Here is an 18,785-nt window from a genome sequence, read left to right as displayed (position 1 = left end):
GAGGTGGACCGCCAAACGTCCACCCCAACCCCCGAGCGCTGGCGAATACTCCTCGCAATCCAAACTCAATGCGCCCCCGCCGCTGCTCCGCCCCCGCCGCCTTTCGCCCGCTTCGTAATCCAGATAAGCGGAATAATCAGAATGAAAATAATGGCGGAAGCAAAAAAGACATCGTTCAGGCCCATCATCGCGGCTTGGGTATTCACCGTGAAATCGAACAGCCCGCGCGCCTGAGCTTCGCTAACATTCAACGTCCCTTGCGTCGCCTGCAGTGACTGCAAGAACATCGGATTATTTACATTAGCTTGCTCGGTCAGCCGCTCATGATGCAGGGCTATCCGATTCGTCCACTCATTGCCTGCAAGCGATGTCCCCACCGCCCCGCAAAATACCCGCGCAAAATTCGATAACCCCGCCGCAGCCGGAATCTTCGACGGCGGCAGCCCCGACAAGATAATCGACGTCAACGGCACGAAAAACAGCGCCATTGGAATGCCCTGTAAAAGCGTCGGCAAGACCAGGTGCCAGGTATCGACCTCAATCACATATTTAGAGCGCATGTAAAACACAATGGCGAAGCCGATAAACGCCATGGTTGCGACAACACGCGCGTCGGTCCGGGGTAAAACCCGCCCCATGACCGGCGCGAGAATCACCGCAAAGATTCCCAACGGAGCGGTCACCAGCCCGGCATCAACGGAACGGTAATTCAGATACTCCTGCAGCCATTGCGGCAACAAAACAAGGTTGCCGAAGAACACCCCGTAAGCCACGGAAATGGCGACCGTGCCACCAAAGAAATTCCGCCCGGCGAACAGCCGGAGATCGACGACGGGATTGGCATCGGTCAATTCCCAGACTACAAAAAGCGCAAAGGCAATCAACGCAATGATCCCGAGCCATACGATCAGCGGCGATGAAAACCAGTCAAGATCCCGACCCTTGTCGAGCATGATCTGCAGCGACGCCACCCAGGCAATCAGCAATATGAGCCCGATCGTATCGATGGGTGCTTTACGCGTGGCCGATTCACGTTTGCGGTAAATAAACCATGTGACACTGGCGGCGAATAACCCGACGGGAATGTTGATATAGAAGATCCACGACCAGCTATAGCTGTCGGTAATCCAGCCGCCTAAAGCCGGTCCGGCGATCGGCCCGACAACGGCGGTCATCGCCCAAAGGGAAAGCGCCATGGACGCTTTCTCCTTCGGATACGAACCCAGCAAGATCGCCTGCGACAGCGGAATCAACGGCCCCGCGACCGCGCCTTGCAAAACCCGCGCGGCGAGCAGGATCGGCAGTGTTGGTGCAAGCCCGCAAAGCCAGGAAGAAATGACAAACAACAGAATCGCGCCAACAAACAGCTTGATCTGCCCAATGCGCTGCGTCAGCCAGCCGGTCAGTGGAATCGACACGGCATTAGCGGCCGCGAATACCGTCACGACCCACGTGCCTTCATCGACGGAAACGCCGAGATTGCCGGAAATAGTCGGGATGGCGACGTTCGCGATCGATGAGTCGAGCACGTTCATGAACGTGGCGAGCGCCACAGCAATGGTCGCGAGAACCAGTTGGCCGCCTTTCAACGGCGGCGGCGGGGAGGACGCAGGCGACGCGGCGGGCGCGGTGCTCATGGGATATCCGGGTAGAGCGGCCGCCCAATGCAACACAGCGGCCGATTGTGCCAACAACGAAGGCCGCAGTGTGCCAGCGTTCAAAAAACTTCGCTGATCACGCTGCGGCTTTCATCCAGCTATCAAACCTTGAGCGGCACTTCCATCAACTTCGGATATCGCCTGTTTCAGACCAGCTTTATTTAGCTGACACGTCGATATCGCCGAGATACTTTTTCGCGAACTTCGCAATCGTTCCGTCAGCCTTGAGCTTCGCGATAGCCGTGTTCAGACGCTGCTTCAACGCATCGTCGCCCTTGCGAATGCCGTAGGCAATGCCGCTGCCGAGGATCTTGTCGTCGCTGACCGGGCCGCCGGCAAAGCTGTATCCCTGACCGTCCGGCTTGGACAGGAAGCCCGTTTGTCCGGCAGCCGAGAGGACGAGCGTGCCGTCGAGACGGCCGGCCTTCAAGTCGGTATAAGCCTGGTTCTGATCCTGGTACGGCACGACATTCACGCCCGCGTTCGCCCAATGCGCCTTGGCGAAATTTTCCTGGATCGAACCCTGCAATACGCCAATGTTCTTGCCCTTCAGCGATGCCGGCGTTGGCTCAAGTCCGCTGCCCGTCTTCGCAATCAGTTGCGTGGGCACGCGATACACGACCGTCGTGAAGTCGATGGCCTGGCGGCGCTGATCGGTTGCGTTCATCGCGGAATTGATCGCGTCGAATTTACGGCCCTGGAGGGCCGGGATCAAACCGTCGAACGAGGTCTCGACCCACACGCATTTCATCTTTGCCGTGGCGCACACCGCATTGCCGACATCGATATCCAGCCCCTGCAACTCACCGGATGCCGCCTTCGACTCGAACGGCGGATATTGCGCTTCCACGCCGTAGCGCAGCGTATCGGACTCGGCCGCGTACACGGCGGCGCTGCACAACGACGAGGCCAGCAACAGGGCGGCCGACAATACGCGAGCGGTGTTTTTCATGGAGCGTCTCTCTTTTGATAGAAGTTGAACTGGCGTCAGGGAAAGATCAGGGCGGCATAAGTGCAGCATCAAACCGCGCACAAGCGGCGTGCGCCTTCGCGCAGCGTGTCGTCGTCCTTGGCGAAGCTGAGACGAATGATGCGGTTGTCCGTGCCGTCTGTGTAGAACGCCGACAACGGAATGGTCGCGACGCGGGTTTCGCGAATCAGGCGCAGCACGAAGTCGCTGTCCGATTCATCGGAGAACGCGCCAAAGCGCGCCAGCATGAAGAAGCTGCCTGCGCTCGGCAAGAGTTCGAAGCGTGAACCGCTAAGCGCTTCGGCGAGCAGATCGCGTTTCTTCTGATAGAACGCGCCGAGTCCGAGATAGCTCGACGCGTCGCTGAGTGCTTCTGCGAATGCGATCTGCATGGGGGTATCGGCGGCGAAGGTCATGAACTGATGGACCTTGCGGATTTCGTCGGTCAGCTCGGCGGGGGCAAGCGTGAAGCCAACGCGCCAACCGGTTACGTGATACGACTTGCCGAACGACGACACGATCACGCTGCGCTCGGCCAGCGCCGGATAACGCGCCACGCTGTGATGCAGGGCGCCGTCGAACACAACGTGTTCATAGACTTCATCCGACAACACAATGATCTTCGAATCGCGCGTCAACGCCGTGAGGCGGTTGATGTCTTCAATGGTGAATGCGCTGCCGGACGGATTGTGCGGCGAGTTGATAATGATCATGCGCGTGCGCGGCGTGATGGCTGCGGCCACCTCATCCCAGTCGATATGAAAATCCACCGGCGAGAGCTTGATAGGGATAGGCGTTGCGCCCTGCAATTGCACGATGGGGCCGTAGCTGTCGAATGAAGGTTCGAAGTAGATCACTTCGTCGCCGGGATGCACGAGCGCGCTGATCGACGCGTACAAGCCTTCGCTGGCGCTTGCCACCACGGTGATTTCGCTGCCCGGGTCGTAGGTGGCGCCATAGAGCTGCTGCGTTTTCAGCGCGAGGGCTTCGCGCAGTGCGGGCACGCCGGACATGGGTGCGTACTGGTTATGCCCGGCGCGCATGGCTCGCGCGGCGTTGTCCACCAGTTTCGGATCGCAGGCGAAATTCGGTGCGCCTTGCGAGAGATTCAGCGCTTGATGTTCCTCGGCGAGCTGGCCGATCACGGTAAAGATGGTCGTGCCAACATTCGGCAGCTTCGACGCGGGGGTCCAGGCACTTTTCACGGCGGTTGTCTCCGGAGGACTGAATTCGAGTATCGATTGTCATTCGACCGCAGCAATAAAGTGCGGACAATCGAAAGTTTGTCATACTAGCCATGAACCCAGCTCATGGCTTACGAGATCCGACAATGAAACCGCTGCCGTCTTTGGATGTGCTTAAAACCTTCGCGGTCGTGGCGCAGCGACTGAACTTTACCCGTGCCGCCGATGCTCTGAACATCACGCAAGGCGCCGTCAGCCGGCAGATTTCCGGGCTGGAAGCGCATCTGGGTTACGCGCTGTTCGTGCGCCAGCCGCGCGGTCTGGCGCTGACGCCGAATGGCGCCATGCTGCTCGCGCCTTTGCAACAGGCACTCACGCAGATCACCGAGGCGCTGGAACGTAGCGGGGCGCAGTCGGGCACGTTGCGGGTGAAATGCCCCACGTGCGCGATGCGCTGGATTTTGCCGCGCGTGATCCGGTTGCAGAATGAGCGGCCGGAGCTCGCGATCGAGGTGACGGCTGCGGTGTCGCACGGGGTGGAGTTCAACGCCGAGCAGTTCGATGCCGCCATTGTGTTCGGGCAGCCGACGTTAAAGGGCGTGAGTTCGCATCATCTGTTCGATGAAGTGCTGACGCCGGTGTGTGCGCCGGGTTTGTGGAAGGCGCGTCCGGCTGGCGCTGCTGCAACGCCCGATGATCTTGCCGATCAGACTTTGCTGCATCCCACGCGTGACCGGCGGGACTGGTTGAGGTGGCTGGAAGCGTATGGATATAAGGGATTGCCATCGGCGAAAGCGCAGCACTTCGACACGCTTGATCTCGCCATTTCGTCTGCCATGCAGGGCTTGGGCGTGACGATTGGGGATTTGTCGCTGATCGAAGAGGACTTGCGGGCGCAGCGCATCATTACGCCGTTTTCGCTTTGTGTGCCCAGCGGGGCTTCGTATTATCTGATCTATCCGGAGCGGCCGGCGCCTTCGCCGGTTTTGCGGGAGTTTGCGCAATGGCTCGAGGGGGAGGCCGCGGTGACGCGGGCGAATCTTTCGGCTTACATGAGCATGAGCGCGTGATTTTTCGTTCGCGCGCGGCGGGGGCGTAGGCCTCAGAATCGTCAGACCCAACCAGTGCCCCGCCGCCACGTCCGTTAAATCTACGTCCCGTTCTTCGTCACGACAGGCACCCAGGCACCACTCTTGACCTGATACATCGTCGACGAAGCATTCTTCAGCGCGCCGTTATTGTCGAAGGCAATCGTGCCCGTAATGCCCGGGAACGAAATGGTCTTCAGCACCGGGCGATACACCTTCGGATCAATGGAATTAGCCTTCTGCATGGCATCGATCGCGGCCCACGCAGCGTCATAACCGAACGGCGCATACGAGAGAATCGCCACGCCGAAATGCTTCTGGAATTTATCGGCGAATGCCTTGCCCTGCGGCAGCTTCTCAAGCGGACTGCCGTATTCCCATGCCATTGCGCCGTCGGATGCATCGCCGGCCAGCTTCAGGAAATCCGCGTCCATTACACCGCCGCCGCCCACGAACTGCGCACTGATACCAAGCTGCTTCATCCGCTTCGCCACCGCCGCCGCTTGCCGGTCGAGGCCGCCAAAGAAGATCAGGTCGGTACCCGCACCCTTCAGCGCCGTGAGCTGCGCGCTGAAATCGACGGTCTGGTTGTCACTGTACTGACGCGCGATGATCGTGCCGCCCGCCGCCTTCACCGCTTTCTCGAACTCATCGGCTTCGCCCTGGCCGAAGGCCGTCCGGTCATCGATGATCGAAATCTTCTTCGCTTTCGTCACCGTTACCGCGTACGTCCCGGCGGTTCCGGCGTTCTGGGCATCGCTGGAAATGACGGTGAAGACGTTGTCGAACCCTCGCTGCGTGATGGTCGGATTGGTCGCCGCAGGGTCGATCACAGGAATTCCGGCGGTCTGGTAGACCTGCGACGCAGGAATTGTCGTGCCTGAATTGAAGTGGCCGACGACCACGGCCACACCGCCATCGACCAGTTTTTGCGCCGCCTGCACCCCGATCCGGGGGTCGGCCTGGTCATCTTCGGCCTGAATGACAAAGTTGGCCGTCTTGCCGCCAATCTGGATCTTCTTCGCGTTCGCTTCATCCAGCGCCAACTGCACGCCGTTTTGCAGGTCCTTCCCGTAGCCTGCGTTCGCGCCCGTCAGCGGGGCGGCAAAGCCGACCTTGACCTCGAGCGTGTCGGCAGCGGCAGACAGCGGCAACGCGCCCAAGCTGGCGGCAGCGCACGCAAGAATCCAGGCAAGCGGTTTGAGATTTGTTTGAGGATGCACTTTTATTCTCCTTCGGGGTTGGACAGGTCCGGCGAGCAGGGCGATCAGATTTCGCTTTCGCGTCTTGGTTTTATCTACACGTTTCAACTCCGGGGTTTCAACTCCATTTCCGATACGCGACTGCACCACTTTGGGCAAGACGGGATTTGCCCGCGCGCGCCGCCATTATCGTGTGGACGAAAAACCGGTTGAGCTTGTTTTTAACGAACTCGCTGGCGACCAGCAGCAGATGCAATTTAGGAAGCCAAATTAGCGGCGTCTTGGCAGTTCGTCGCATTGGCAATGCGGATTTCGGCATAGCGGGTTTAAGCGGATTGCCGAACCCCGCTTAGCTGAGGCTACCGCCGTTGTTGACACGCTCCGTCAATACCCTGATACGGGCGATCGTCTATCCGGTTAGTCCCTGAAGATTGCGGCACAAACCGGACTGGGTTAAACGGCACCTGCTCGTGATACTCCTCGGCATTCGTAAATATCAAAAACATTACTAAATAATTTCAAATAAGGAAGTTATCAAGCCGTAAGAAATTGTCTTTCGTAAGGGGTCTTTCAACTACCTGTAATTATAATGAGAATCGTTCTCATTTATATTGACGTTCACACATGCCGTGGGTACGATTCGCTTCGCCGGTGCCTTCTGGATGGTGGCCCGGAGGACGTTTTCAGCGCCGATGCGCGGGGCTTTTGCGCGTTGGATCGCAACGTCTTTAGAACAATCAACACGACGCTTTTGCAGCCGTCGCAACAAGACAGAGGATTTCGATGCAACCCGTCCAGCTCGCTCCGCGCGAATCGCGCGCTGAATCGCGACACGATTCACGCCCCGACGCGACACTGCGCGCTGCCATCAAGCGCCGTGGCGCGCCTTTCCGCCGGGCGATGCTCGGTACCAGCCTGGCGTTGTTCGCGCTGGCTTCATCGGCGACATTCTCGGCGGCATTTGCTGCGGGCGAGCCGGCCAACCCGGACGCAACCCCTTCCGACGCCCCCGAAGCCGACCTGAACATCCAGGCGCAACCGGCGGGTCAATGGACCGGCGTATGGGGCCGTTCGAACCTGCTCGGCGATATGGGCGGCGTGCGCTCGTGGCTCGGCCAGTACGGCATTACGCTGCAAGCAACGGAAGTATCGGAATATCTGGACAACGTGCGTGGCGGCCTGAAGACCGGCGGCACCTACGACGGCCTGACCACCGTCACTTTCGGCCTCGATACACAAAAAGCCTTCGGTCTGGAAGGTGGTACGTTCAACGCGAGCGCGCTGCAAATTCACGGCCGTAACCTGAGCCAGTACAACCTGGGAACGCTGAACACCGCGAGCGGGATTGAAGCTCAGGACACCACGCGCCTGTGGGAGCTCTGGTATCAGCAGTCGTTCCTGAACAAACGCGTGGACGTGAAGGTCGGTCAGCAGAGTATTGACCAGGAATTCATTGTCAGCAGCTACGCGGCCACGTTCGTGAATACTATGTTCGGCTGGCCCGGCCTGCCGTCGTACGACATGCCATCGGGCGGTCCGGCCTATCCGCTGTCCGCACTCGGCGTGCGCGTGCGCGGCCAGATCACACCTTCATTGACTGGGCTCGTGGGCGTGTTCGACGGCAATCCGCTCGGCAACAACCCGAACAATCTCAGCGGCACGAACTTCAATCTGCATAACGGCGCGCTGTATATCGGCGAATTGCAGTACTCGATCAACCAGCCGTCCGACGGCGAGATGGTTGGTGTGCCGCAAAGCGGCTTGCCAGGCACGTACAAGATCGGCTTCTGGTACAACAACGAACACTTCAACGACCTCGGCACTGACAACACCGGCCTGTCGCTCGCCAATCCGCTGAGCAGCGGCACGCCGCAAATTCATAACGGCGACTACAGCTTTTACGCCGTTGCGGACCAAATGATCTGGCGTCCGAACCCCGACGAGCCGCGCAGCATTGGCGTGTTTGCGCGCGTGATGGGCGCGCCGGGCGACCGCAACCTGGTGAGTTTCAGCGCCAACGCGGGCATTGTGATGAAAGCCCCGTTCGCCGGCCGCGATAACGACAGCGTCGGGCTCGGCGTCACCTACATCAAGATCGGCAATGCCGCGCATGACCTCGATCTCGCGACTGCTGCGCAAAGCGGCGGACCGTACGGCGTGCGCACCCAGGAAACAGCGGTCGAGGCGACCTATCAGTATCAGGTCAACCCGTGGTGGGTGATGCAGGGTGATCTGCAATACACCTTCAACGCGGGCGCCGGCCAGAATCCGAACGATCCCACGCAGCCGTTGCGCAACACGTTCGTCGTCGGCGTGCGCACCACCATCACTTTCTGATCGGCGTGATCTTGAACGCACGCACCCGAGGCTTTTGTATGAAACAACTTATCAAATCCAGAGCGCTTTCGGCAGTTGCGTCAGCTGCTTTGCTGGTTGGCGGTCTTGCAGGCAGCGTGGCGCACGCAGCGCCAATTGGCTTTCTCGAGACGATCCACAAGCACACCACGCTTATCAATACCGTGCCGTCCAACGGCGACCAGAACCCGTATGCAATCGTGGTCGCGCCGGTATCGTCGGGCACGGTCAAGCAGGGCGACGTGCTGGTGGGCAACTTCAACAACGCCGCGAACCTGCAGGGTACCGGCAGCACGATCATCAACTATCATCCCGAAACCAAGCAGATGACGGTGTTCGCAACCGTGCCGCGCGATCTGAAAGATTGTCCGGGCGGGATAGGCCTTTCCACCGCGATGACCATGCTGAAGTCGGGCTGGGTGATCGTCGGCAGCACACCGAGTAACGATGGAACGACCGGCACCAAGGGCGCGGGCTGCCTGATCGTGCTCGACAACCAGGGCAAGGTGGCGTCCACCATTGTGAGTCCGAACATCAACGACCCGTGGGGCAACATGGCGGTCGTCGACAACGGCGACCACGCTACGCTGTTCTTGAGCAATGCGGGCTTCGGTGTAGGCGGCGCGGATGGCAATCCGCCGGTCTTCAAGCAGTCCACCATCCTGCGTCTTGACCTCGATATCCCGCAAGGCAAGGCGCCGGTGGTCAAGCAGGAAACGGTGATCGCCAGCGGTTTCGGCGCGCAGGCCGACAAGGGTGTGTTCCTGATCGGACCTACGGGTCTGGCGTTATCGACGGATCAGAAGCTGCTGTATGCGTCCGATGCAATTGGTAACCGCGTGACGGAAATCGATGATCCCATGACGCGCGATACCAGCGCGGGTGTTGGCCGCGAATTGACCGCCGATGGTTTCCTGCATCGCCCGCTTGCGATGGTGACGGCGCCCAACGGTCACTTGCTGGTCACGAATGCGTTGAACGGCCAGGTCGTGGAAATCGATCCGGCGACGGGCAAGCAACTGTATGCACGCTGGATCGATACCGACAAAGCGCAATCGCCGCCGGGCAATGGTGACTTGTTCGGCATCGCAATGACGCCGGAAGGTGACGGTTTTTACTATGTGCAGGACGATGTGAACACGCTGGTCCTGGCGAAGTAAAGCGAAGCGAGTAGTTAAGCAAAGCGAAGTAATTAGCACAGCAAGGCGACATTATGGCAAACGATCAAGATCCACCGCGCCGCCGCTTTCTTAAAGCGGGCGTTGCCGCGGGCGCGGCGTTAGGCGCGGGTTCAGTCGCGCACGCCGCGACGAAAGCGCAGTTCAAGCAACCCATCGACCCGATGCTCGTGGTCGAGCCGTTCTTCGGCGAGCATCAGGCCGGTATCGTGACGCCGCAGCAGAGCCATACGTACGTGGCGTCGCTCGATCTCACGACGGACAAACGCGAAGAAGTGATCGGTCTTCTGAAAACGTGGACGGACGCGGCTGCGCGCATGTCGCGCGGTGACACGGCCAAGCCTTTGCCCGCCGACGACAAGGTCGCACCCGATTCCGGCGATATCCTCGGCCTGGGTGCAGCGGGCCTCACGATTACGTTCGGTTTTGGTCCGGGACTGTTCACGCACGAAGGTAAGGACCGCTACGGTCTGGAGAAGCGCCGGCCTGCCGCGCTGGTCGACTTGCCGCGCTTCAACGGCGACCAGTTGCTACCGCAGAAAACCGGTGGCGACATCCTGATCCAAGCCTGCGCCAACGACGCTCAAGTCGCGTTCCATGCCGTGCGCCAACTCGCGCGCATGGGCTACGGCATTGTGGCCATGCGCTGGGCACAGGCGGGTTTCCTCTCCGGCCCGCGTGGGCAGACGCCGCGCAACCTGATGGGTTTCAAGGACGGCACCAACAATCCGTCGACCGCGCAACCGGCGCTGATGAATCAGTTCGTGTGGGCCAACGCGTCCGACGCGCCGTGGATGAACGGCGGCACGTACACGGTCGTGCGTCGTATCCGTATCACGCTGGAACACTGGGACACCATGGAGCGCGGTTTCCAGGAACAGGTGTTTGGCCGCGAGAAATACAGCGGCGCGCCGATCGGCAAGCAGCACGAAATGGATGCGCTGGATCTCGATGCTGTCGATAAAGACGGCAACCAGGTGATCCCGGAAAACTCGCACGTGCGTTTGTCGAACCAGGCAACGAACAACGGCGCGCAGATCCTGCGCCGTTCGTATTCCTACAACGACGGCACCGATTTTTATATCGAACGGTGGCCGCCATGGCGCCAGGAAACCGAGTACGACGCGGGGTTGATCTTCGTCGCGCATCAAAGCGACCCGCGCACCGGTTTCATTCCTATCAATGACCGGCTGGCGAAGTTCGACATGATGAATCAGTTCACCACGCACGTGGGCAGCGCTGTGTTCGCGTGCCCGCCGGGCGTGCGGCCGGGTTCGTTTATCGGGGCGGGGCTGTTTGAAGTCTGATTTGAAGAATGCGTAAGCCAAGTTAAAGCACACGCCGGCGACAAGCCGGCGCACCACAACAAAAGGAATGACTGCAATGAACACCACACGCTCCCTGCCCGTGCTGCGCACGCTTTGCGGCATCGCGGTGCTGGCTGCCGCAGCGGCGTTGCCGCTGAACTCGGAAGCGGCAACGCTGACCTTGTACAACGCGCAACACGAGCAGGTCGTGGCCGCGCTGGCGAAGGACTTCGAGAAGCAGACCGGTGTTTCGGTGAAGGTCCGCAACGGCGAAGGTCCGGCCATGGCGGCTCAGCTGGTCGCGGAAGGATCGGCTTCTCCCGCCGATGTCTACTTCACCGAGAACTCGCCCGAACTGATGTTGCTGGACGAGAAAGGCTTGCTCGCTAAAACCGATGCGTCCACGCTCTCGACCATCCCGTCGCGCTACAACTCGCCGCAGGGCGACTGGGTCGGCGTGCTCGCACGTGAAAACGTGCTGGTCTACAACACGAAGAAGATCGATGCGGCGCAACTGCCGGCGTCGCTGATGGATCTTGCCAAGCCGGAATGGAAAGGCAAGGTCGGCATTGCACCGAGCGACGGCGATTTCCTGCCGGTGGTAAGCGCGGTGATCGCGATGAAGGGCGAAGCGCAAGCGCTGGATTGGCTCAAGGGCCTGAAGAAAAATTCGCAGATCTTCGATGACGACGAAGGTGTGGTGGCAGCAGTGAATCGCGGCGGCGTGGCAACGGGCGTAGTGAACAACTACTATTGGGCGCGCTTGCACGTGCAACTGGGCGATAGCGCCACCCGCAGCGCGATCTATCACTTCGGCAACGGCGACGTGGGTGCGCTCGTGAACGTATCGGGCGCGGCAGTATTGAAGTCGAGCAAGAACCAGCAGGCGGCGCAGCAATTCCTGGCGTATCTCGTCAGCGAACGGGCGCAGGATCTGATGGCCAAGGGCAAGATTGCGTTCGAATATCCGCTGCATGCAGGCGTTTCTCCCGATCCGCTGCTCAAGCCTTTCGACCAGTTGAGCCCGCCGTCGTTGACGGTTGAACAACTCGGCGACGACAGCAAGGCAGCCAAGCTGATGCGCCAGGCCGGACTACTGTAAGCGTATAAAAGTATGAGCGATGTCGTGAAGGCGGTTGGCGTATCCGCGCTGCCTGAACCCCGCAGCCGCAAACGCGCGCCGCGGGGTTTGCTCGTGGCGGCGGGATTGTGCGCGCTGCTGGTGCTGATGCCGCTCGCCTTCACGGTGTATCGCGCGGTGACGTTCGGCTGGGATGACGCCATCGAGCTGATTTTTCGGCCGCTGGTGGGCGAACTGCTCATCAACACGCTGTCCATTACCGTGAGCGCCACGCTCGTGGCGGGAGTGGTGGGGACGGCGGCAGCATGGTTTATTGAACGGACGCGCTTGCCCGGGCGGCGTCTTTGGGCGGCTCTCACGGTCGCGCCGCTCGCCATGCCTGCGTTCATCACAAGTTACGCGTGGGTCTCGCTGAGCCTGGATTTGCAGGACTTCGCGGGCGCGTTGCTCGTGATTTCCACAGCGTATTTTCCCCTTGTCTATTTGCCGGTCGCCGCCGCTTTGCGCGGCATGGACCCGGCGCTTGAAGAAAGCGCCCGATCGCTCGGTTGTGGTCGTGTTGGCGTGTTCGTGCGTGTGGTGTTGCCGCAGTTGCGGCCCGCGCTGCTCGGCGGAATGTTGCTGGTGGCGCTGGGCGTGCTGTCGGAATTTGGCGCGTTCACGCTGCTGCGCTTTCGGACCTTCACCACGCAGATCTACGCCGAATACAGGACGAGCTTCGACAGCAGCGGAGCGTCGGTATTCGCGTGCATTCTCATCGCAATGTGCCTGTTCTGCCTCGCGCTGGAAATGCGCGTTCGCGGCGGCGCGCGCTATGAACGCATCGATCGCGGCGTGAGGCGTGCCGCACTGCGTTATGAACTCGGCGCGTGGCGATGGGCGGTCGTCGCCGCGTTTGTCGCGCTGGCGATCGTGACGTTGGGCGTGCCTATCGGCATGATTGGTTTCTGGCTGACGCAAAGCGGCGCCGCCGCTATCACGCCGGCGGAAGTGTCGCCGGAACTGCTGCTTGAATCGACGTTGTCATCGATTGGTTATGGTTGCGCCGCCGCGGTTGTCACTACGCTCGCGTGCGTGCCGCTTGCGTTCTTGCTGGTCCGTTTCCCCAGCAGGATTGCGACTACATTCGAACGTATTGTGTTCCTCGCGCAAGGTTTGCCGAGCCTCGTGGTTGCGCTGGCGATCGTGTCGCTGGCTGTGCACGCGTTGAGGCCGCTGTATCAAAGCGCCGAGCTGCTGGTCGTGGCCTACGCCATTTTGTTCCTGCCGCTCGCGCTCGTCAGCGTGCGCGCGGCGTTCACGCAAGCGCAACCGCGTCTTGAAGAGACCGCTCGGTCGCTTGGGCTGAGCTGGCGCGAAACCGTGCGGCGGGTGCTCTTGCCGCTGGCTGGTCCTGGCCTGGGCGCAGGTGCGACGATGGTCTTCATCTCGGTCGTCACCGAACTCAATTCCACGTTGTTGCTGTCGCCAAGCGGTACACGCACGCTCGCCACGCAAGTGTGGATCGATACGTCCACGCTCGCGTTTGCCGCCGCTGCGCCGTATGCCGCGTTGCTCGTGGGCATTTCGCTGGCGGCGTCAATCGCGTTGTTCACGTTGCTCGGGCGGTCGGCAGTAGCGGGGCGTGCGGTTGACCTGAAAGTAGAACTACAAGCAGGATTACAGGCCGGTTCGCCGCCTGACAAGTAAATCGATATGAGCGAACTTCGCGTTACCAGCCTGACCAAATCCTTCGATGGTCAACCCGTGCTTCATGGTGTCGATTTATCGGTGGAGCGCGGCACCTTGCTTGCTCTGCTCGGGCCATCCGGCAGCGGCAAGACCACGCTGCTGCGCGTGCTGTGCGGCTTCGAGCGTGCTGACGGCGGCACCGTTGAAATCGATGGCGTACGTGTGGCCGGCCCGGGCATTCATGTGCCGTCCGAAGCACGGCGGATAGGCTATGTGCCGCAGGAAGGCGCGCTGTTTCCGCATCTTTCTGTGGCCGATAACATCGTCTTCGGCTTGCCGCGGCAGCAGCGGCGGGCGCGGTATCGCGTGGATGAATTGCTGGCGCTGGTTGGTCTGCCCGCTGCGTACGGCGACCGCGCGCCGCAGGCATTGTCCGGTGGACAGCAGCAGCGGGTGGCGCTGGCGCGCGCGCTTGCGCCTTCGCCCTCGCTCGTGATGCTCGACGAACCGTTTTCTTCCCTCGATGCCGCCTTGCGGATCGAAACGCGTGAAGCCGTGGCAAACGCGCTTGCTGCCACGGGTGCCACCGCGGTGCTTGTTACGCACGATCAAGCCGAGGCGTTGTCGCTCGGGCACGAGGTCGCGGTGTTGTGGCGTGGCCGTCTTGTGCAGACGGATTCGCCGGAGGCGGTGTATCGGCGGCCGGTGTCGCGGGAGCTGGCGAGTTTTGTCGGCGACGCGGTGATCGTGCCGGGATTGATTGATCGCGCAAATTCGAAGCAGGTGATTTGCGAGTTCGGCACTTTGCCGATCGCGCGCGCCGTGGTCGCGAGCGATGTCGACGTGATGATCCGGCCGGAGCAGATCCGGATTGTTTCTGATCATCGTGTGAATGGCGATGGTGTCCAGGCAGTGGTCGAGAAAGTCGTGTTCTATGGTCACGATGCCAGCGTCATGCTGCGGTCCCTCACAGGCGGGCGTGGTGTGCAGATTCGCGTGGCGGGGCATTCGCATCCGCGTGTCGGCGAGCGCATTGCGCTGTCGGTTGAAGGCGATGTCGTGGCTTATCCCAAGGGGTAGTTGAGGTTCGGCGGAAGTGCTGGCCACTTCTCCATCTTGACAAAGTGCATATACACGAATAGCATGTGGCCTATGACTACTCAAGATTTGTCCTACCTCGACTGCAATTGCTTCGCCATCCGGCAGGCGGCGCGGTTTGTGTCGCAGCTTTATGAGCGTCACGTTAGCCAGGCAGGCGTGACGGCGGCGCAATTCACGCTGCTCGCGGCAATCCACCGGCGTCCGGGCGTCACCATGGCCGAACTCGCGGATGCCATGGTCATGGAGCGCACTACGCTGGTCCGGGCACTGAAACCGTTGCAGCGCGACCGCCTTGTCACGGCCGCCCAGCAAGACACCAGCACACGGGCGGTAGCGTTGTCGTTGTCCGACGCCGGGAGAAAGACGCTCGGCGAAGCATCGCTGCGCTGGCGCGAGGCACAGCAGGAATTCGAGGACAAGTTCGGCCGGGAACGCGCCGGAGAACTAAGAAAGTCGCTGCTTGAATTGACATCGATGGAATGAAATAGTCGCTCGGCCTCCAGTCGGGCGGTTTTTTGTCTTATAAAGTGCATATGCACTACGGAGAGCGACGTGGAAATCAAAGGAAAAGTCGTATTGGTGACCGGCGCGAATCGCGGCCTTGGCCAGCAGTTTGCGAAAGCGTTGCTCGCGGCGGGGGCATCGAAGGTGTATGCATCGGCGCGAGACAAAAGCCAGGTCAAAGTGCCGGGCGTTGAAGCGGTGCAGCTCGACGTCACGAATGCACAGAGCATTGCCGCCGCGGCGGATAGTCTGACGGACGTGCAGATCGTCATCAACAATGCCGGCGCAATCATTGGCGGTTCGCTGCTCGATGGCGCGTCGATCGATGCCGTGCGCTCGCAGGTCGAGACCAACGTGATCGGCCCGCTTGCCGTTACCCAGGCCTTCGCGCCGATCCTGAAGCGCAACGGCGGCGGCGCGGTGGTGAACATCCTGTCGGTGCTGAGCTGGCTGACTATCGACAACACGGGTTCGTACAGTGCGTCGAAGTCCGCCGCATGGGCGATCACGAACGGCTTGCGCACCGAGCTGCGCGGGCAGAACACGCTGGTGGTGGGCGTGCATCCGGCGTTTATCGATACCGACATGACCGCTGGGATCGACGCGCCGAAGACGTCGCCGGAAGAGGTCGTGCGTCAGGTGCTCGACGGCATTGAGCAAGGCAAGGAAGAGATTCTCGTCGATGAGGTCGGCCGCAACGTGAAGGCGTCGTTGTCCTCGACAACGCCTGCTTATCTCACGCCCGCCCATTAAATTTTCGGGTTAGTCAGGAGTACAGAATCATGAGCCAACAACGTGAAATTGTGCTGTGTGAGCCAGTCAGGACCGCGATTGGTGCGTTCAACGGAAGCCTGAAAGGCACGCCCGCGACGGACCTTGGCGCGGCTGTTGTCCGTGAAACCTTGTGGCGGGCCGGGGTCGCCGGGCAGGACGTGGATTCGGTGACCTTAGGTAACGTGATCCAGGCGGGCAACCGCATGAATCCGGCGCGTCAGGCAGCCATGAACGGCGGCTTGCCTGTCTCGGTACCCGCGCTGACCGTGAACCGCGTGTGCGGCTCGGGAGCGCAGGCGATTGTATCGGCGGCTAACGAGATAACCGCCGGGTTCGTGCAGCTCGCGGTGGCGGGCGGCATGGAGAATATGGACCGGGCGCCGTATCTGCTCGATAACGGCCGCTTTGGGTATCGGATGGGCAACGCGGAAATCCACGACAGCATGTTGCGCGATGGTCTCGACGACGCGTTCTCCGGCAAACACTCCGGCTGGCATACCGAAGACCTCGTGACGCAAATGGACATCACGCGCGAAGCGCAGGACCGTTTCGCCGAGCGCTCGCAGCAACGTTTTGCCGCAGCGCAGGCGAAGGGTTGGTTCGCGGCGGAGATTGTCGGCGTGGAGGTGAAGGCGGGCAAGCAAAGCGTTCTTTTCAACGTCGATGAACAGCCACGCCCGGACACCACGTTCGAGACGCTCGCCAAATTGCGTCCCGCGTTCCGTCCAGACGGAACGATCACCGCCGGCAACGCGCCGGGCCTGAACAGCGGTGCGGCTGCGATGCTCGTGGCCGATCGCGCGTTCGCCGAGCGCAAGGGGATTGAGCCCTCGGTGCGGCTGGTCGCGTATGGTATCGCGGCGGTGGACCCGGGCATGTTCGGTCTGGGACCGGTGCCCGCCGTGCAGCAGGCGTTGGATCGCGCGGGCTGGAAGCTGGGCGATCTTGAACGCATTGAGATCAACGAAGCGTTCGCCGCCGTGCCGATTGCGGTTGCGCGGAAGCTGGGTCTGCCCGATGACGTGGTGAACCCCGAGGGCGGCGCGATCGCTCATGGCCACGCTATTGGCGCAACCGGCGCGGTACTGGTCACGCGTCTCGCCCACGCGATGAAACGCAACGGCCTGAAGCGAGCGATGGTGACACTGTGCATAGGCGGTGGGCAGGGTATTGCGCTGGCGTTGGAAAGCGTTTGATTCTGGTGCGTTAAGTTCGCGGCTTTATTTGGGCTAAGCAGGCGTATCGGCACGCGCGTTTGGGTTCGCGGTTGAGGATCTTTCCGTTATATATGGGTCGTTGCGAACCGCGCGGCTTGTGGTGCGTTGCACAAGGCGGATCTTCCGAGCCATGCCGCCCCGGCTTTTGTGGCGCCCGGATCGCTCAGGATCGTCGGAGAAACGCGGTCCAGCGCGCTAAGCGGACGAATAACGCGAAAAGTTGGCGGATTACAGCGATAGTCTTTCGCATGAGGACGGGACGCGGACAGTAAGGTGAAAGCTCGTTTGGCGACGCTTCGGAATCAGCTTGATCCGGGTGTCGCCATTCCCGTTTCCCGGAGTGCACGAGCTATGAGAATCCCCCTGTCCGCCGGCATTGCCGTACTGTTCGTGAGCGTGAGCGCGCTTGCGCAACAACCGCTCGCCTTTCCAATGCGCAGCCAGAGCCCAACGCAAACCAGTATCGATACCGCCATGTGCTTCAGCTACGCCAATCAACATACCGGCGTGGTGATGGCGCGCGTGTCCCAGGCGCCCGAAAAGCCGAAAACGGTGAAGCCAGGTGCGGTGCATCCGGTTGCGGTGGCAGCGCCGTTGCCATCGGCGATTGCGCCCGGGTCCGCACCGGTTGCCGCATCGGCGATGGAAGCTTCTGCGACGCCCACTCCCGGTGTGGCCGCGGATGCTCGCGCTGCCGCGCACGCTAGTTCGACTTCCGCCGATGCGCCCATGCCCGCGTTACCCCCGCCCGAGCCGCCGATGGTCCAGTACTGGCGCTCGTATGGCGAATGCATGGCAGATCGGGGGTATATGGTGCGGTGATTTTTTTCGCTCGCGCGGGTGGACGGGTTTGGGGTTTTGGCGGTTTTGGGTTAGTGGTCGGAGTTAGTGCCGGGGTGCTAGGTTCTGGGGGTAGTGGTCGGAGTCAATGCCGGGTTGCTTCTTTCAGGGCCTTCGCACGTTATATGTTGGCTATTCTCTTTATCACTATTAGCCACTGCGCGTGGCGGCGCGTCATTTCTTTGTCCAAAGCGACAAAGAAACGAAGCAAAGAAAACGCTTTCAAAACGAGGGCTCGTAAGTGTCCACCGCGTGCAGTTCCCATACATGGGTACCCCAAAAGCACGGTGCTCGCGAGAGCCACGGATGTGTGAACCCCTCCTTCTCGCGAATCCTGACACGAACACGCTTCGCCCCCAACGCTCTCGGGCAAGCACGATCACAACCGTGAAATCCACCGCCGAGATCAAACCTGCCCCTCCGGCATAGCGACTCAATGTCGATCGCGTTACGCTATATTTATCTCAATATAACGTAACGCGAAATACGACATACATGTAGGGATATCCACAAACCACCAACGATTTTGCTTGATCACGTGTAACCGACCGTGTCCGCCGGACGAACTAGCTAACAGAAGCACGGTGAATGTTGGGGTTGATGAAACCGCACCATTTTCAAACCCGGTTGAATTAGGCCACAGGCTTCCTAAATT

The 18,785-nt window shown here is 60.7% G+C and carries 15 protein-coding genes; 11 read left to right on the top strand and 4 right to left on the bottom strand.

The genetic code is table 11. From position 1 onward, the window contains the following. Nucleotides 1-65: 65 nt before the first annotated feature. The 3 genes from SBC1_RS33975 to SBC1_RS33965 all read right to left on the bottom strand — a co-directional run bounded on the left by SBC1_RS33975 (nt 66) and on the right by SBC1_RS33965 (nt 3,833). A complete protein-coding gene (locus SBC1_RS33975; protein ID WP_165104680.1) occupies nt 66-1,637 on the bottom strand; it encodes a DHA2 family efflux MFS transporter permease subunit in 1,572 nt (523 codons plus the stop codon). Between the two features lie 178 nt (nt 1,638-1,815). Then, nucleotides 1,816-2,610, bottom strand: coding sequence for an ABC transporter substrate-binding protein (locus SBC1_RS33970; RefSeq protein ID WP_165104679.1), 795 nt, complete (start codon nt 2,608-2,610; stop codon nt 1,816-1,818). 68 nt (nt 2,611-2,678) lie between these two features. After that, nucleotides 2,679-3,833: a methionine aminotransferase gene (locus tag SBC1_RS33965; protein ID WP_165104678.1), complete on the bottom strand. Its 1,155-nt coding sequence runs from the start codon at nt 3,831-3,833 to the stop codon at nt 2,679-2,681. Between the two features lie 125 nt (nt 3,834-3,958). Between SBC1_RS33965 and SBC1_RS33960 the strand changes: the two genes are divergently transcribed. Then, the gene (locus tag SBC1_RS33960; RefSeq protein WP_165104677.1) at nt 3,959-4,882 is read left to right on the top strand and encodes a LysR substrate-binding domain-containing protein; all 924 of its coding nucleotides are present in this window, start codon (nt 3,959-3,961) and stop codon (nt 4,880-4,882) included. Between the two features lie 80 nt (nt 4,883-4,962). On the opposite strand, the gene SBC1_RS33955 is transcribed toward SBC1_RS33960, so the two are convergent. Further along, on the bottom strand, nt 4,963-6,123 hold the full coding sequence (locus SBC1_RS33955; protein ID WP_370469680.1) for a branched-chain amino acid ABC transporter substrate-binding protein: 1,161 nt from the start codon (nt 6,121-6,123) through the stop codon (nt 4,963-4,965). 879 nt (nt 6,124-7,002) lie between these two features. Between SBC1_RS33955 and SBC1_RS33950 the strand changes: the two genes are divergently transcribed. From SBC1_RS33950 to SBC1_RS33905, 10 genes are all read left to right on the top strand, one after another. Then, a complete protein-coding gene (locus tag SBC1_RS33950) occupies nt 7,003-8,439 on the top strand; it encodes a carbohydrate porin (RefSeq protein ID WP_370469702.1) in 1,437 nt (478 codons plus the stop codon). 38 nt (nt 8,440-8,477) lie between these two features. Further along, a complete protein-coding gene (locus SBC1_RS33945) occupies nt 8,478-9,617 on the top strand; it encodes a hypothetical protein (RefSeq protein WP_165104675.1) in 1,140 nt (379 codons plus the stop codon). 53 nt (nt 9,618-9,670) lie between these two features. Next, the gene (efeB, locus tag SBC1_RS33940) at nt 9,671-10,942 is read left to right on the top strand and encodes an iron uptake transporter deferrochelatase/peroxidase subunit (RefSeq protein WP_165104674.1); all 1,272 of its coding nucleotides are present in this window, start codon (nt 9,671-9,673) and stop codon (nt 10,940-10,942) included. Between the two features lie 76 nt (nt 10,943-11,018). Continuing rightward, nucleotides 11,019-12,044: an iron ABC transporter substrate-binding protein gene (locus SBC1_RS33935; protein WP_165104673.1), complete on the top strand. Its 1,026-nt coding sequence runs from the start codon at nt 11,019-11,021 to the stop codon at nt 12,042-12,044. Between the two features lie 12 nt (nt 12,045-12,056). Next, nucleotides 12,057-13,712 carry an iron ABC transporter permease gene (locus SBC1_RS33930; RefSeq protein WP_165104672.1) on the top strand — a complete coding sequence of 552 codons (1,656 nt, stop codon included), beginning with the start codon at nt 12,057-12,059 and terminating at the stop codon, nt 13,710-13,712. Nucleotides 13,713-13,718: 6 nt separating this feature from the next. Next, the gene (locus tag SBC1_RS33925) at nt 13,719-14,774 is read left to right on the top strand and encodes an ABC transporter ATP-binding protein (protein WP_165104671.1); all 1,056 of its coding nucleotides are present in this window, start codon (nt 13,719-13,721) and stop codon (nt 14,772-14,774) included. Between the two features lie 72 nt (nt 14,775-14,846). Continuing rightward, complete coding sequence (locus SBC1_RS33920; RefSeq protein WP_165104670.1) at nt 14,847-15,278, top strand: MarR family winged helix-turn-helix transcriptional regulator; 432 nt, start codon at nt 14,847-14,849, stop codon at nt 15,276-15,278. Between the two features lie 69 nt (nt 15,279-15,347). Next, nucleotides 15,348-16,052: an SDR family oxidoreductase gene (locus tag SBC1_RS33915; RefSeq protein ID WP_165104669.1), complete on the top strand. Its 705-nt coding sequence runs from the start codon at nt 15,348-15,350 to the stop codon at nt 16,050-16,052. A gap of 29 nt (nt 16,053-16,081) precedes the next feature. Beyond that, nucleotides 16,082-17,269, top strand: a complete 1,188-nt coding sequence (locus tag SBC1_RS33910; RefSeq protein WP_165104668.1) for a thiolase family protein — start codon at nt 16,082-16,084, stop codon at nt 17,267-17,269. Between the two features lie 372 nt (nt 17,270-17,641). Further along, the gene (locus SBC1_RS33905) at nt 17,642-18,112 is read left to right on the top strand and encodes a hypothetical protein (protein ID WP_165104667.1); all 471 of its coding nucleotides are present in this window, start codon (nt 17,642-17,644) and stop codon (nt 18,110-18,112) included. The last annotated feature ends 673 nt before the right edge of the window (nt 18,113-18,785 follow it).

The organism is Caballeronia sp. SBC1 (assembly GCF_011493005.1).
Taxonomy (GTDB): domain Bacteria; phylum Pseudomonadota; class Gammaproteobacteria; order Burkholderiales; family Burkholderiaceae; genus Caballeronia.
This window is presented reverse-complemented; position numbering and strand designations above follow the sequence as displayed.